This is a genomic window from Flavobacterium sp. Root420 (assembly GCF_001427905.1).
In the GTDB taxonomy this organism is placed as follows: domain Bacteria; phylum Bacteroidota; class Bacteroidia; order Flavobacteriales; family Flavobacteriaceae; genus Flavobacterium.
Map to the genome: position 1 here is coordinate 190,881 of NZ_LMEF01000002.1, position 15,730 is coordinate 206,610.

The following is a 15,730-nucleotide window of genomic DNA, read 5'->3' on the forward strand; positions in this document are numbered from 1 at the left end:
ATGAAGTTTCAAACCTTAATACTAATTTTAGTTTTTTTCTGCTTTTCAAAAATCAATGCTCAGAAATATGAATTGGGAAAAGTGACTGTAGCACAATTACAGGAAAAAGTGCATCCAAAAGACACTAGCGCACCGGCTGCAATTATCTTTAAGAAAGGAAGAACTTTTTTTACTTACAATAATACTAATGGTTTTTCTGCCAATCATGTTTATGAATTTAAAATTAAAATTTATAAAAAGGAAGGACTTGCCTGGGCAGATCAAAAAGTGCGATTTTATATTGGTTATGAAAAACTAAACGAAGACCGATTGGAGTTTTCAGAAGCCATTACATATAATTTAGAAAATGGTGCAATCGTTAAAACAAAACTGGACAATCAGGGAACTTTTAAGAAAAAAATAAATAAATATTGGAACGAGAAAACCATAACATTGCCAAATGTAAAGTTGGGTTCGATTATTGAATATAAATATATTTTAAAAACGGAGAATATTGTAAAGCTTCCGGACTTCGATTTTCAATATGAAATCCCTGTTGATTATTTTGAATACAAAACAGAGATTCCAGAGTTTTATGTCTATAAGACAATTTTAATTGGAAAAACACCCATAACATCCGATGCTAAAATTGGTGCTGGAAGCCAAAGTTTTGACAATGAACACAATCAAACCAACACGCTTTTTTATCAACAAGTTAATTGCGTACATACAGGAAAAGATATTTCCGGACTAAGATTAGAGCCTTATGTAAATAATATTGAAAATTACAAAGGAAGTATTCAATACGAATTAGAACGTATACGATATCCCGATCAGCCTGTAAAAGACTTTACCATGACGTGGGAAGGTGTCGCCTCAACGATTTTTAAAGATGAAGATTTTGGAAAAGAACTCAATCAAAGTGATTTTTTGCTTGAAGACGTCAGGAAGTTACTAGGAAATGTAGAATCTGTAAATGAAAGATTAGATATCATTTTTAAATTCGTTCAGAACAAAATGAACTGGAATGAGGAAAATGGGTATTACACAGATAAAGGAGTTGTAAAAGCATACAAAGAACAAACAGGAAATGCAGCTGAAATCAATTTTATATTGATTGATATGTTGAAAGTAGCGGGTGTAGAAGTGAATCCGGTTCTGGTTAGTACTGTCGAAAATGGAATTCCGGTTTATCCTACGAGAACTGGTTTTAATTATGTTATTGCCGCTGCTGAAATTGATGGAAAACAAATTTTGCTTGATGCTACCCATAAATTTACTTCCCCAAATATTTTGCCCCTGAATCTTTTAAACTGGAAGGGCCGACTTATTAGAAAAGATGGAACTTCTAAAGAAATAGATTTATATCCTGCCTCTGTATCTAAAGAATTTTCAAATACAATAGCCAAATTAGATGCTTCCGGAAAAATAGAAGGAAAGGTTAGAGTGCAAAGAACAGATTATAATGCTTATAGTTTCAGGGTTCAAAATGCAGATAAAAATCAGGAAAGTTATCTTGAGAAATACGAAGAGCAATTGGGTGATTTGAAGATATCAGATTATGCAATCGAAAACAAGAAAACGAATTTTTCTAATCCGATTATAGAGACTTTTTCTTTTAGTTCAGATAATCAATCAGAGATTATCGGTGGTAAAATATTCATTAACCCGTTATTGTTTTTTACCAGAACAAAAAATCCTTTTACGCAGGAGAAAAGGCAAATGGGAATTTATTTTGGTTACCCAACACAGGAAAAATTCAACTTAAATTTAGATATTCCTGAGGGTTATAATGTAGAGTCAATGCCGAAACCTGTTCGAATTTCTACTGAAGATAAAGCGATAACTTATACTTTTAATATTTCTAATGAAGGGAATAAAATTCAAATTAGTTGTTTAAAAGAGATTAACAATAGTATTTTTGCAGCGGATGAGTATACTGGATTAAAAGATATTTTTCAGAAAATGCTTGCCAGTCAAAATGAAAAAATTGTTCTTAAAAAAATATAACGATGGATTTGAAAAATGCCCAACTTGATGTTGATACCTGGATAAAAGAACACGGTGTTCGCTATTTTAACGAATTGACTAATATGGCTCAACTTACAGAAGAAGTAGGTGAAGTGGCCCGAATTATTGCACGTAGATACGGTGAGCAATCTGAAAAAGAAAGTGATAAAAATAAAGATTTAGGCGAAGAATTAGCTGATGTTGTTTTTGTAGTTTTATGTTTGGCGAATCAAACCGGAATCGATTTACAAACTGCTTTTGATAAAAAAATGGATTTGAAATCGGTTCGTGATAAGGATCGCCATAAAAACAACGATAAATTAAAATAATTGTGAAATATCACTTATAAGTTTTGAATTATGAGTTTTGAATTTTGAATTATGAATGAGGAGTGGTAAATTGCGTGGCTGAATTACGTTTCTGATTATTCGTAATTCATAATTTACAACTTACAATTAAAAAAATGAATTTACTACTTCAGACAACTCAACATAACTTACAAGGACAAATTGCAGTAACAGGATCAAAAAGCGAAACCAACCGTTTATTGTTGTTAAAAGCGTTATTTCCAAATATAACACTAGCAAATACTTCTAATTCTGATGATAGTGAAGTAATGCAAAAAGCTTTGGTTGGAAATGATGAAGTTGTAGATATTCATCACGCCGGAACGGCAATGCGTTTTTTAACTGCTTATTTTGCTGTGAATGAAGGTAGAGATGTAGTAATGACGGGTTCAGGCAGAATGCAGGAACGTCCCATAAAAATTTTAGTGGAAGCTTTAGCACAATTAGGTGTGGAAATTTCATATGAAAAAGAAGTAGGTTATCCACCAATAAAAATTAAAGGAAAAAAAGTTACCGCTTCAAAAGTAACTTTGGCAGCTAATGTAAGCAGTCAATATATTTCGGCTCTTTTGTTAGTGGCTTCAAAATTAGAAAATGGTTTAGAGTTGACTTTAGAAGGAGAAATTACTTCGATTCCATACATCAAAATGACATTGGCTTTGCTGAATGATTTAGATATTCAAACCACTTTTGAAGGAAATGTGATTAAAGTTTATCCAAAAGAAAGTGTAGCTTCAAAAGAAATGGTGGTGGAATCTGATTGGAGTTCGGCATCTTACTTTTTCAGTTTAGTGGCTTTGGCCGATACGGCTTCTATAACATTAACTAGTTATAAAGAAAATAGTTTACAAGGAGATTCTGAGTTGGTTTCATTTTACGAGAAATTAGGAGTAAAAACGATATTTCAAAATAATAAAATGACCTTGGTTAAACAAGAGAATTTTAACTACCAAACCGTAAATTTTGAATTAAACAATACACCGGATATTGCACAAACCATTGTTGTTACATGTTTAGGATTAGGAATTGGCTGTCATTTGACAGGTCTTCATACGCTAAAAATTAAAGAAACAGATAGATTGGAAGCACTTAGAATCGAGCTTACAAAACTGGGAGCTAATATTTCTGTTACAAATGATAGTTTGACTTTAGTTGCTTCAGAAAATATCAATCATAATGTAAAAATTGCAACATACAATGATCACCGTATGGCAATGGCTTTTGCTCCTTTAGCCCTAAAAGTTCCAATCATCATCGAAGATGCCGGAGTAGTTTCAAAATCATACCCGGATTTCTGGAATGATTTAAAAGCATTAAACTTCCAGGTTTCAGAATTGTAAATTTTTCACCATATAAGTTATATAAGTTCATTTAAACAAAATGAGCATAATTTGAATAGCCTCCAGTTTTTCTTCTGGAGGTTTTTTTAGTTTTTGTCATTTCGAGCAAAGGGAAAAATCACACGCGTAACTCTACAAAGATTGGTGATTTAGATTGCGGAATTTCTAGTGTGATTTTTCCCTTCGCTCGAAATGACAAGATTGCGTGATAAACCCGACAGGTTTTTAAAACCTGTCGGGTTTAAATAGATGAGCTTTTAGTTTTTGAAAACAAGAAATCCAATTTAAATGAACTTATTTAACTTATATGGTGGGAAAAACGTTTTTTAGTCAATCCGAAACACCACTAAATCAACGACTTTTGAAAATAAACAGCAAAACACTTGACAACGCCTATCTCACAATCGTATATTTGCACACGATTTATAATTTTAGATATAAAATCTAAGATCTACACTTTAAAATCAACAATTCAAATATGAAATTATCACATTTTCAATTTAATTTACCAAAAGAACTTTTAGCGGAATTTCCAGCAGAAAACAGAGATGAATCTCGTTTAATGGTAATCGACCGTCAAAAACAAACTATAGAACATAAAATGTTTAAAGATGTTATCAATTATTTTGATGACGGAGACGTTTTAATTCTTAACAATACAAAAGTTTTCCCAGCTCGTTTGTATGGAAACAAAGAAAAAACAGGAGCAAGAATCGAGGTTTTCTTATTAAGAGAATTAAATTCTGAGCAACGTCTTTGGGACGTTTTGGTTGATCCGGCCAGAAAAATCCGTATCGGAAACAAACTTTATTTTGGTGACGACGATTCGTTAGTTGCTGAGGTAATTGACAATACAACTTCTCGTGGTAGAACGTTACGTTTTTTATATGACGGTTCTTACGAAGAATTCAGAAACAAATTGACAGAACTTGGAGAAACTCCAATTCCTAAATACATCAACAGAGAAGTAACTGCTGAAGATGCTGAAAGATACCAAACGATTTATGCAAAAGAAGAAGGAGCTGTAGCTGCACCAACTGCAGGTTTACACTTCTCAAAACACCTTTTGAAAAAATTAGAAATCAAAGGAATAAACTTTGCTGAAGTTACACTTCACGTTGGTTTAGGAACTTTTAATCCAGTTGAGGTTGAAGATTTATCAAAACACAAAATGGATTCTGAGGAATTGATCATCAAACAAGAAGCTTGCGATATCGTAAACGAGGCAAAAGCAAAGAAAAAACGTATCTGTGCTGTTGGAACAACTTCAATGCGTGCAATTGAAAGTTCAGTTTCTTCTCAAAACACTTTAAATCCTTACGAAGGATGGACTAATAAATTCATTTTTCCTCCTCACGATTTTAGTATTGCAAACTGTATGATCACGAATTTCCACACACCAAAATCAACATTGTTAATGATGATTTCAGCTTTCTGTGGACATGATTTAATGAAAAAAGCATACGATGAAGCAATCAAGGAAGGATACAAATTCTATTCTTACGGAGATGCGATGTTGATCATCTAATTCATAGAAGTATTAAATATTTAAAAACCTGTCAGTGATGACGGGTTTTTTTTGTGGTTAAAAAGTTTCAGGTTTCAAGTTTCACGTTCAGCAAAACTTGAAACCTGAAACTTGAAACAAAAGAAACATTTCCCTATTTTTACCTCACAAAACAAAAACAATGACTTTTCAAAATACACGCGGATTCGCACGAGAGCTTGATTCGCAAGATACTTTAAATCACTATCAGGATCAATTTATATTTCCGAAAGTGAATGATAAACGCGTAATTTATTTCACCGGAAATTCTTTAGGATTACAACCAAAACGCACCAAAGCCTATATTGACGAAGTAATGAACGACTGGGCAGAATTGGCTGTTGAAGGTCATTTTTATGCGCAAAAACCGTGGTGGGATTATCAGGAAAGATTTGCAGAGCCATTAAGTAAAATTGTGGGCGCTTTGCCTTCAGAAGTTACGGTAATGAATACCTTGACTGTGAACCTTCATTTGTTGATGGTTTCTTTTTATCAGCCAAAAGACAAACGATATAAAATTATTTGTGAAGAAAAAGCTTTTCCTTCAGATCAATATATGTTTCAGAGTCAGGTTCATTTTCATGGATATAAACCGGAAGAGGCGATTGTAGAAATTAAACGTCGTGATGGCGAGCACAATATCCGTTTGGAAGATGTTCTGGCAAAAATCGAAGAAGTTGGCGAAGAATTAGCTTTGGTTTTAATAGGAGGAGTAAATTATTATACCGGACAGGTTTTCGATATTAAAACCATTACTGCTGCCGGACAAAAAGTCGGTGCAAAAGTAGGTTGGGATTTAGCACACGCTGCTGGAAATATCAAATTAGAACTTCATGATTGGAATGTAGATTTCGCTGCCTGGTGCAGTTATAAATATATGAATTCGGGCCCGGGAAATGCTTCTGGCTGTTTCGTTCACGAAAAACACCATAACGATGCTGCTTTACCAAGATTTGCTGGTTGGTGGGGACATAACAAAGAACGCCGTTTTAAAATGGAACCCACTTTCGATCCCGTTCATGGAGCAGGAGGATGGCAAATCAGTAATTTACCAGTACTTTCGTTAGCGCCTTATTTAGCATCGGTAGAAATGTTTGCCGAAGTTGGAATGGATTCTTTAATTACCAAGAGAGATCACATTACTTCGTACTTAGAATTCATTTTACATGAGATTGATAAAGAAGTTAAAGGTAATTTCGAAGTAATCACACCTTCAAATCCTTTAGAAAGAGCTTCTCAATTATCCGTTTTTTTACATGGAGAAGGAAGAAGTTTATTCGATTATTTAATGAAAAATGGAGTGATTACAGATTGGCGTGAGCCAAATGTAATTCGATTAGCTCCAGTTCCTTTATATTGTTCTTATGAAGATATGTACGATTTTGGACAAATCTTAAAACAAGGAATTTTAGGGAAGTAGTAGCTATAAAAGAAAGAATCTCGCAAAGTCGAAAAGTCACAAAGAAATGCTTAAAAGAAAAATTTTGCGACTTCGCGACTTTGCGAGATTAATTTTTCACAATCATGTAATTCTGTAACCTTTATTCCAAATCATATAACACCAACAAAAAACATCGTCTTTACTTTGTAGTGTAATAATCATAAATACTACAATCATGAAGGCCTTATACATATTATTTGCCGTATTATCTATTGTTTCTTGTCAAAATCAAGGAAAAGAGGATATCAATAAAGCAAAACAAGCGAGTATTGATTCAATGAAAGTTGAAATTGAAAAACAAAGAGTAATTGATTCAATGAAAACTGAAATGGCAAAAATAAAAGAAGAACAAAAAGTCGAATCGCAAAAAGTGGTAGTAGTACATCAGCAAGCTGGCGGAACTGCAACGACAACCACAACTACTAAAAAGAAAGGTTGGAGCTCAACTGCTAAAGGTGCTGTAATTGGTGCCGGAGTAGGTGCCGCAACCGGAGCTATTATTAGTAAGAAAAAAGGCGAAGGTGCCATAATTGGTGGTTTGGCGGGAGCCGGAGTTGGTGCCGGAACAGGTGCTATAATCGATGGCAGCAAGAAGAAGAAAGAATAAATTTGAATATAAAATAAACCCCCGATTTAGAACTCTAAATCGGGGGTTACTTTTTTATACCATTTCAGGAACCGGAATCTTTATAGAAGTTAATTCCAATTTATAGAAATCAATTTGATATTTGATTTTTTCCGTCTCACTTTTGAAATAGGATGTAGATTCGAACAAATTATAATAGTATTTAATTCCTTCTAAAAGATTTGTTTTGAAGCTGTTCAGTTTTTTGAGCTGATTGGCAGTGATTTCACCAGAAATTGTTTCAATTTCATTTCTAAAATAATCTACATACATTTTCAATTCTTTTACAAACAAATTAGGGCGATTGTTAGTCCTTAAAACAGACTTATTCCCATAAATATGTCCCACCATATCTTTTAAGGAAACTTCCTGATCAAAATAAGCCATATTAGGCCCCGGACAAATAACAACACCCTGCGCCTGACCTTTAATTTTAATATCATTTTCCAAATAAGAAGAATTGGCTAAACCAACACATAAACACGATTTCTCAGTAATTTTTATTTTTGATTTTTCGAAGGCATCAACAGAAAGTGATTCTTTTATGTTTTCTAATTCTGCTAGTTTGATATCCTGATATTTTTTAGAAGCAGTACAAATTCCGTGTGGACCATATTCTTTGCTTAAGGCAAGAAATTTTTTAGGGCAGGAACTTCCGGCTTTATTTTCCTGAATTCGTTTCTGTTTTAAAATTTCATTTGTAGTGCCGCGTAAAGTATTAAACGGAACTCCCAGAGGTGAAATATGACTCAAATATAAATCTCTCTCTTTGGCACTGATCAATAAATTTCGCGTTGTCTGATCTACAGAAGTGGCTTCAGAAACTAACAGAAATGGAGTTCCCCAACCTACAGAGTCAACATTATAAGTATTCAGTAAAAATTCATGTTCTTCTGAAGTTCCTACACCACCCTGAACAGTAATTTTTAATTCTAAGGGTTGTTCGGGAAAAGGTACACCTTTTTGCTGTAGCACTTTTAGCATCAGTTCATGAGCAGATTGAACTAACTGTTCTTTTTTCTGTTTGAATTCTTCTAAAATTGTCCCTAATAAAAGCCCATCAGTTGCAAAAGCATGTCCGCCACAATTTAAACCTGATTCAATTCTATATTCAGAAACCCAAAGTCCTTTTTTAGCTAAAAAATTTCCCTGAATCATTGCAGATCTAAAGTCGCTTACTTTTAAAATGATTTTCTTTTTAAGTTCATTTTTTTCATTCGGATAAAAATCTTTGAAATTTTCAAAATAACTGTAAAGTCTCGGATTCATTCCGGCAGAAAGCACAACTGAAGATTCTAAATTACTATTTGCAAAACCACGTAAAGCGGCATGAGCATCGTTAAATTCAATGGGCAGCTGTTCATTTTTAATGAAATTGTCTTTATCCAGTTTCGTCATGATATTGACATCAATATTTCCTGGTGAAAGATGTGATTCAATATAATGCTGAATATTTTCTTTGAATGAAATTCCATCTTCCAGTAAATTTTGAAAGCCTTTTTTAATGTCGGATGAATTTGGAAGCATCGACATAAAATTTTCTAAAGTTGTTTTGCTTTCCGTTAATTCCGTTTTAAAATTTTCGAATTTCTGTTTTACAATTTTGTCAACCAAATTAAGATATGAAGTAATTCTTTGAGCACGATAATCATGAAATTTCTGACTTATTTCTTCGTAGGGAAGATTGAATTTAGTGCTGTAAAAATTACGCATCTTCTCAATTAAATCATCGTCTGCGATTGAGACTACAGACGAAATTCCATATTGTGCCACTCGTATCGGGCTGTCAATCGTATAGGCAAGCCCCATCACCGGAATATGAAAAGTATGTAAGGGTGTTTTTGTCATTTGTTTTCAAATTAAATAAAAACAAATGTTAGAAAAAGGATTTTCATAAAACCTGATAATTGTCAGTTTAAGATGTAATGAGGTAAAAAAGATCGCCGCGAATTCACGAATTATAATCAAATAAATTCGTGAATTGCTTCGCCTGTTCGCTATCGCTTGAGTCGTGGCGGAAAAATATCCGGGATCTAAATCAAAATCTTCTTCAAAGATTCTGCAATACTTCTCCATAAAAAGTTGTAGAATGATTTTTCCTGAATTCGTTCTAGTTCGACGTCGGCTGTTTTTGCTTTTTCTTTTGAATCATTCTTGACCAATAAATTAGCAATTGCAGATTTTAGTTTAGCTTCTTTTTCAGGATTTTTTTTCTTATATAATTTTACTTTTAAATCATCATAATCTAAAGAAGCGTTTCCTTTTGAAATGTTGTCATTTCCATAAAAATTAAATCGGTATTTATTAAAAACTCCGGTAAATGAAGCATTCATATAAGGCTTGCTGTATCGACCCATAGCCGCAACATCAAAATTTGAAATGACTCCCTGAATATGAAAACTGTCCTTTTTATCCAAAACATTAAAACTCCAATCAACATTTAAAGGAGAAGTTTTCATGAATTGACAATTGATTTTAATCTTCACGTCAGCTGTCTTTTTTAATCCAAAACTACTTCGAAGATTGATTGCTCTCAAATGAAAATGATCAAAATTTAAAATTCCGGGACCTTTAGAAAAGTCAATCTCTTCTTCATAAACCAATTTTGATTTCAGAACCTGTAAAGTATCAATTTGCAGCGGAAATTTAAGATTTCGCAATAAATGGTTGTATAGATACTTTTTGCTCAAATCATCTTTCGGCATTTTTCCTCGGTAAATATTAGCGTCAAAATGGTTCATTACAACAGAATTTGCCTTAAAGAAAAAGCGATCCTTTTTGAAACCCCAATCCATTTTGTTGATGTGAACTGAATCTACTTTTAGAGTATAAATGTCTTTTTCTTTTTCCAGTTTTTGTACAAAGGTTTTTCGGTTATATTCGGGCAGCATCGAAAATTTTTTTACTTTCAAAAAGTTGTTCTCCGTGTTGATTTGGCCGATATCGATACGGTAAAACTGATTGGGTTTATAGTATAAACTATCACAAACCAAAACGTATTTTTCATACCGCATCGGAATTTTTTCCTTTAAAGTTGCATCTGTAATTAAAATGCCTTCGAGTTTCAGCAGAATGTTTTTAACGCTGAAAATAGGCTTGTTATTTTTTAAGTAAACAACATCAACGCTTCCGTCGTTGAGGTAAATATTCGAAACCGCAATGACTTTTTGAAAGGGCTCAATAATTTCAGTTCGGATGCTTTTGCTGTTGTTTAAAAGTTTGTCATTTTTTTTATATAAAATAACCCTGGCTTTATTAATAATGATACTTTCAGCCTGAATAACATCACGAAAAGCTAAGTCCCAAATATTGAAATGCTTGATCGTAATCGATTCAATTTTAGAATAAATTCCGGTTTTTATTTTAGTATTTTCAAGTTGGTTTTTTGGATGTATCAATAAAGTTTGGGCATAGATATTTCTTGACCAAAGTGAAACTTCAATTTTTTCATAATTGATATGATAAGCAGTTTTGTTTTTCTCCTCAATAATAATCGGCAGCTGTTTTTTAATCCAATAATTGAGTCCGAAATTGATTAAAAGTCCAAAAACAAAGACTGAAATTATGCCGATTGCTATTTTTTTGTAGATTGACATTAGTCGTATTGATTTTAAATCTAAATTTAGGCTTTTAAAATAATCCTTACTTTATAGGATTACGTCTTTAAGTTACATCATTACCGAATTATTTTTATTGTTATACTTTTTTTGAATATGAAAAAAATTAAAAAGTTACTGTTGGTTTTAGTTATCATAATTGTTTTTTTAGGAATAGGTTTATGTGCTTATATTTTTCATTTGAAACCCAAATACGAAGGTGAAGTTCAGTTGAAAAATTTGCAAAAAGAAACCACAGTTTATTTTGATGATTTTGGTGTTCCTCATATTTATGCTGATTCTGAGAAAGATGCGATGACAGCACTGGGTTACGTACATGCACAGGAAAGATTATGGCAAATGGAGTTGCTACGCAGAATTGCGCCAGGACGTTTGTCTGAAATATTCGGATCAGTGGCCCTTAAAAATGATATGTTTTTTTCCGGAATTGGTATCGAAGAAGCTTCGGCGAAAGCCATTGCCAAATTAGATAAAAACAGCCCGAGTTATCAATTGACGATGGCCTATTTAGATGGAATAAATCAATATTTGGAGGAAGGCGTTACGCCAATTGAATTTACTTTGTTAGGTGTAAAAAAGGAAAAATTTACGATAAAAGACGTTTATAATATTTTTGGATACATGTCTTTCAGTTTTGCGATGGCTCAAAAAACAGACCCCTTATTGACTGATCTTCGTGACAAATACGGAGCTGCATACGTAAAAGAGTTAGGACTTGAAGGGGAATTTAATACAACGAAAATTAGAAGCTCAAAAGAGAATTTGGGAGAATATGCCGAGATTTCAAAATCGGTGGCAAGTTTGCTGGATAAATCTCCAATTCCGCCATTCGTAGGGAGTAACAGTTGGGTTGTTGGCCCAAACAAAACCAAAAGCGGTAAAGTTATTTTTGCAAACGATCCGCATATTGGTTTTTCGCAACCTGCCACCTGGTACGAAGCGCATATTGTAACGCCGGAACATGAATTGTATGGATGTTATTTGGCCGGAACTCCGTTTCCGTTATTGGCACACAATCGCGATTATGCTTATGGTTTGACCATGTTTGAAAATGATGATATCGATTTTTATCAGGAAACAAGCAAAGCTGATGATGCAAATCAATATAAGACACCAACGGGTTTTGCAACTTATGAAACCAGAAAAAAGACAATAAAAATAAAAGATACATCAGACGTAGTTTTGACGGTTAAATCAAGCCGACACGGACCAATCATGAACGATTTACTGGCAAACCTGAAAAGTAAAAAGACTATCGCAATGTCGTGGATTTATACGCAACAACCAATTCAAATTTTAGATGCGGTTTACGGACTTTCGCATGCTAAAAGCAAGGACGATTTTAGAAAAGCAGTACAATTGGTTGCCGCTCCGGGATTGAATGTAATGTATGGCGATTCCAAAGGAAATGTGGCCTGGTGGGCGACAGGAACGCTTTATAAACATAATAAAGGAGTGAATTCCTTTTTTATTTTGGATGGCGCCAGCGGAAAAGATGATATAACGGAATATTTAGATTTTACTAAAAATCCATCGGCTGAAAATCCGGAATGGGGTTACGTATATTCAGCAAATAATCAGCCGGAAGCTGTCGACGGTTATTTGTATCCGGGTTATTATTTACCTGAAGATCGAGCGAAAAGAATTTCAGGTTTAATGGATGCAAAATCAGATTGGGACAAACAAGCGATTAGTAAAATGATTTTTGACAATACGTCTTCTGCTGCCACTGGAGTTGTTCAGAATTTAATTGCGAATTTGAATACTAAGGCGATTTCAGCTGAAGAAAAAGAAGTACTGAATGTTTTGAAAGCATGGAAAGGAACAACGAATTTAGAAGATGTAGCCCCGACGATTTACAACAAATGGATTTATTTGTATTTGAAAAATACGTTTGAAGACGAAATGGGCAAGGAGGATTTTAATATATTTCTTGGAACTCATTTAGGGAAACAAATCATTGCCAGACAAATTGTTAATGGGAATTCGGTTTGGTGGGATAATATCAAAACTAAAAATGTAAAAGAAACCAGAAGTGAAATTGTTTCAAAATCTTTTCATGATGCGGTTTCACAACTTACATCACAATTAGGGACTGCTGTTGAAGATTGGAATTGGGCTAAAGTACATACCGTTGAACACGAACATCCGCTTGGAAAAGTGGCTGCGCTTCGCAAATTATTTAATGTTGGACCTTTTGCTGCTCCCGGATCAAATGAAGTAATTAATAATCAGTTTTTTGGATTTAATGATGAGGGAAAATATTATGTAAAAGGTGGACCGTCAACAAGAAGGGTTGTAGATTTCTCTGATATAGAAAACAGCTGGAGCATTATTCCAACCGGACAATCCGGAAACCCGTTTAGCGAACATTATAGCGATCAGGCAGAAATGTTTAATGCGGGTAAATTCAGAAAAATGAAACTGAATAAAGAGGAGATTATAAAAACGTCGACAAAGCTGCTTTTGCAACCAAAAAAATAAAAAAGTTTCAAGTTTCTTTTGTTTCAGGTTTCAGTAAGGTTCAAAGATTTTAAACCTTTGAACCTTTGTGTCTTTGCGCCTTTGAACCTTTATTTAGATATATATTTTCCTTTCACAATATCATTCGCAAAAATATTCAGATTATTAAGCAACACTTTATTTGTTGTCATAATGTTTGTTGTCTGGTATGCCGTATCTTTTTCGTACGCTTTTAATAACGTTTCTAATTCGACTTCATCATAAAAGGCAAAGACATTATAAATGGCATCTCTGAAGTTTTTGTAATTGATGCTTTCTGTTATTTCCATTGCTTTTTGCTCATTCCAGCCTTCTTTGGCAGAAGCCTCATTTATTTTGGTTAAGCAATAATCAACAACATAAGTTTTGTAATGTGCTGCTTCGATAATTCTGTCGACTATAATTTTATTTTGCTGAGTCGGCATTGCCGGAGGCGGAGGGTTGGTTTGAGAAATAGAAATTGCAGGAATAAAAAGACATAGCAAGAGAGCTAAAAAGGCGAACTTTTTTAAATTTTTCATAGGTTATTTTAGTGTTTTTGGGCACGGCTAAAATAGTATTTTTTATGATAAATTATCGAATTTCAATGTTAGAAATTGTAACAAAAAAACTTCGATAATACCTTTTTTAAATTGGTACTATCGAAGTTGCTTTGTAACTTTTTAAGAATTATTTTTTTAAAATTTCTTGTAAAGCTTTTTTTCCACTTTCGTTCTTTGGATCCAGTTCAATAGATTTGGTGTAATTTGCAATAGCCAGATTTTTATCTCCATCGGCTAAATAAGCTTCGCCAAGACTATCATATACATTTCCGGATTTCGGAAAATTTTCAACATTAATTTTAAAAGCTTCAATGGCTTCTTTCTTTTTGCCGCTTTGTAATAATTGATACCCAACACTATTCATGTCGCCTTCTTTAATGCGATAAGTTGGATCCTTTTTTAATTTTTTATAAAGCTCCGTACCAGCAATTGCACCTTTTTCTGAATAAACATCTAAAAGTTCAAGTGCCATCGATTTTTTAGGTTCATTATAAGGCTGATTGTATAAAATAGCTCTGATTCCCTCATTCATTTCACCTAAAATTGTTCCGCCAGTGTTATTTAATAAGACTACTAAGTTTTTATCTGCTGGAATTCTCGAAATAACAGTGTTAAATCCGTTGATGCCTCCTCCGTGTTCAATAATTTTCAATTTAGCTTTGTCTCCGTTTCGAGCTTCTTCTAAGAACCAGCCATATCCGTAAGAATCATCACCACCTGTACTAATATAAGGCTTAAACAACGATTCCATAGATTTAGCTGAAAGCAATTTATTGGTATAAAGCGCCTGGTCCCATAAATACAAATCTTCTACAGTAGAATATAATGATCCTGCAGCATAAGGAATACTCATATCTAAATAAGCAGAATTGACGATTTTCTTGCCTTGTTTTTCATATCCGGCAGCTCTGTTTTTTAGAATAACATCACTGTGATCGTATCCTGTATTGGTCATTTTTAAAGGTGTAAGAATTACTTCCTGCAAATATTGCTCATAGGTTTTGCCTGAAACTTTTTCAATGATATAACCCAATAAAAAATATCCGGAGTTACTATAGGTGAATTTTTCACCCGGTGTAAATTCAAGCGGTAAACTTGAAAATGTTTTTACAAATTCTTCTGGTGAATAGGGATTTCTACTTTTTTCTTTAAAGAAATTGGGGGCCGAAGTATAATTCGGTATTCCGGAAGTATGCGTTAGTAAATGATGAATCGTTATTTTATCGCCGTTTGCTTTTGGGTAATCCGGTAAATAAGTAGTTATCGGAACATCAAGTTTTAGTTTTCCGTCTTCAGCCAGTTTAACAAGTAAGAAAGCGGTAAATTGTTTACTGATTGAACCCAATCTGAATTTTGTGTCGGGTTGGTTCGGAATATTCCATTCAATATTGGCAGAACCATATCCCTTCTTGAAAATAACTTTTCCGTTTTCTGATACAAGTGCAGATCCGTTAAATTGTCCGTACTCATTATATTTGCTTAAGAGCTGGTCAATTTTTTTTGCTTTGTCTTGTGCGGCAACATGAAGGGTAAACAGTTGTGCCAAAATGCAAACTGCAAATAGTTTGATTGATTTGTTCATGGTGATTATTGATTAAGATTAATGATCCGTTGTTTGATTTTTTGATTGATGATTGAAACTGTTTAATCATCTGAAATTTAATTTGTTATACGAATGTACAAATTAAAACGATGATGATGTTTGCGTTTGATTCTTGTTAGACGATTCAAATACGATTTGGTTTCACTAGCAATCAACTTTTTTGTGTTTTTTATTAAAA

Annotated in this window: 11 protein-coding genes; 7 read left to right on the forward strand and 4 right to left on the reverse strand. The window is 33.4% G+C overall.

The annotated features are described in order from the left end of the window. The 6 genes from ASC72_RS04370 to ASC72_RS04395 all read left to right on the forward strand — a co-directional run bounded on the left by ASC72_RS04370 (window position 1) and on the right by ASC72_RS04395 (window position 7,270). Entirely contained in the window at window positions 1–1,989 is a 1,989-nt protein-coding gene (locus ASC72_RS04370) for a DUF3857 domain-containing protein (protein ID WP_056187370.1), read from the forward strand. Window positions 1,990–1,991: 2 nt separating this feature from the next. After that, window positions 1,992–2,318, forward strand: a complete 327-nt coding sequence (locus tag ASC72_RS04375; protein WP_056187374.1) for a nucleotide pyrophosphohydrolase — start codon at window positions 1,992–1,994, stop codon at window positions 2,316–2,318. Between the two features lie 134 nt (window positions 2,319–2,452). Then, the gene (locus tag ASC72_RS04380; protein ID WP_056187377.1) at window positions 2,453–3,676 is read left to right on the forward strand and encodes a 3-phosphoshikimate 1-carboxyvinyltransferase; all 1,224 of its coding nucleotides are present in this window, start codon (window positions 2,453–2,455) and stop codon (window positions 3,674–3,676) included. 478 nt (window positions 3,677–4,154) lie between these two features. Next, a complete protein-coding gene (queA, locus tag ASC72_RS04385; protein ID WP_056187379.1) occupies window positions 4,155–5,204 on the forward strand; it encodes a tRNA preQ1(34) S-adenosylmethionine ribosyltransferase-isomerase QueA in 1,050 nt (349 codons plus the stop codon). Window positions 5,205–5,364: 160 nt separating this feature from the next. Beyond that, window positions 5,365–6,642, forward strand: a complete 1,278-nt coding sequence (kynU, locus tag ASC72_RS04390) for a kynureninase (RefSeq protein WP_056187384.1) — start codon at window positions 5,365–5,367, stop codon at window positions 6,640–6,642. A gap of 196 nt (window positions 6,643–6,838) precedes the next feature. Then, complete coding sequence (locus ASC72_RS04395) at window positions 6,839–7,270, forward strand: YMGG-like glycine zipper-containing protein (protein WP_056187387.1); 432 nt, start codon at window positions 6,839–6,841, stop codon at window positions 7,268–7,270. A 54-nt stretch (window positions 7,271–7,324) separates the two neighbouring features. Here the strand turns inward: ASC72_RS04395 and ASC72_RS04400 are convergent, their stop codons facing one another. Next, window positions 7,325–9,136 carry a hypothetical protein gene (locus tag ASC72_RS04400; RefSeq protein ID WP_056187389.1) on the reverse strand — a complete coding sequence of 604 codons (1,812 nt, stop codon included), beginning with the start codon at window positions 9,134–9,136 and terminating at the stop codon, window positions 7,325–7,327. Window positions 9,137–9,321: 185 nt separating this feature from the next. Continuing rightward, on the reverse strand, window positions 9,322–10,884 hold the full coding sequence (locus tag ASC72_RS04405) for a hypothetical protein (RefSeq protein ID WP_056187393.1): 1,563 nt from the start codon (window positions 10,882–10,884) through the stop codon (window positions 9,322–9,324). Window positions 10,885–11,001: 117 nt separating this feature from the next. On the opposite strand from ASC72_RS04405, the gene ASC72_RS04410 reads away from it, so the two are divergent. Beyond that, window positions 11,002–13,389, forward strand: a complete 2,388-nt coding sequence (locus ASC72_RS04410; protein WP_056187396.1) for a penicillin acylase family protein — start codon at window positions 11,002–11,004, stop codon at window positions 13,387–13,389. A gap of 89 nt (window positions 13,390–13,478) precedes the next feature. Here the strand turns inward: ASC72_RS04410 and ASC72_RS04415 are convergent, their stop codons facing one another. Together ASC72_RS04415 and ASC72_RS04420 are read right to left on the reverse strand one after the other, a co-directional pair. Beyond that, the gene (locus ASC72_RS04415; protein WP_056187398.1) at window positions 13,479–13,928 is read right to left on the reverse strand and encodes a hypothetical protein; all 450 of its coding nucleotides are present in this window, start codon (window positions 13,926–13,928) and stop codon (window positions 13,479–13,481) included. Window positions 13,929–14,076: 148 nt separating this feature from the next. Next, window positions 14,077–15,531 carry a serine hydrolase gene (locus ASC72_RS04420; RefSeq protein WP_056187401.1) on the reverse strand — a complete coding sequence of 485 codons (1,455 nt, stop codon included), beginning with the start codon at window positions 15,529–15,531 and terminating at the stop codon, window positions 14,077–14,079. Between the last annotated feature and the right edge of the window lie 199 nt (window positions 15,532–15,730).

Coding starts and splice junctions, on each gene's coding strand:
- ASC72_RS04370 (WP_056187370.1), top strand. CDS start 1: ATGAAGTTTCAAACCTTAATACTAATTTTAGTTTTTTTCTGCTTTTCA.
- ASC72_RS04375 (WP_056187374.1), top strand. CDS start 1,992: ATGGATTTGAAAAATGCCCAACTTGATGTTGATACCTGGATAAAAGAA.
- ASC72_RS04380 (WP_056187377.1), top strand. CDS start 2,453: ATGAATTTACTACTTCAGACAACTCAACATAACTTACAAGGACAAATT.
- queA (WP_056187379.1), top strand. CDS start 4,155: ATGAAATTATCACATTTTCAATTTAATTTACCAAAAGAACTTTTAGCG.
- kynU (WP_056187384.1), top strand. CDS start 5,365: ATGACTTTTCAAAATACACGCGGATTCGCACGAGAGCTTGATTCGCAA.
- ASC72_RS04395 (WP_056187387.1), top strand. CDS start 6,839: ATGAAGGCCTTATACATATTATTTGCCGTATTATCTATTGTTTCTTGT.
- ASC72_RS04400 (WP_056187389.1), bottom strand. CDS start 9,136: ATGACAAAAACACCCTTACATACTTTTCATATTCCGGTGATGGGGCTT.
- ASC72_RS04405 (WP_056187393.1), bottom strand. CDS start 10,884: ATGTCAATCTACAAAAAAATAGCAATCGGCATAATTTCAGTCTTTGTT.
- ASC72_RS04410 (WP_056187396.1), top strand. CDS start 11,002: ATGAAAAAAATTAAAAAGTTACTGTTGGTTTTAGTTATCATAATTGTT.
- ASC72_RS04415 (WP_056187398.1), bottom strand. CDS start 13,928: ATGAAAAATTTAAAAAAGTTCGCCTTTTTAGCTCTCTTGCTATGTCTT.
- ASC72_RS04420 (WP_056187401.1), bottom strand. CDS start 15,531: ATGAACAAATCAATCAAACTATTTGCAGTTTGCATTTTGGCACAACTG.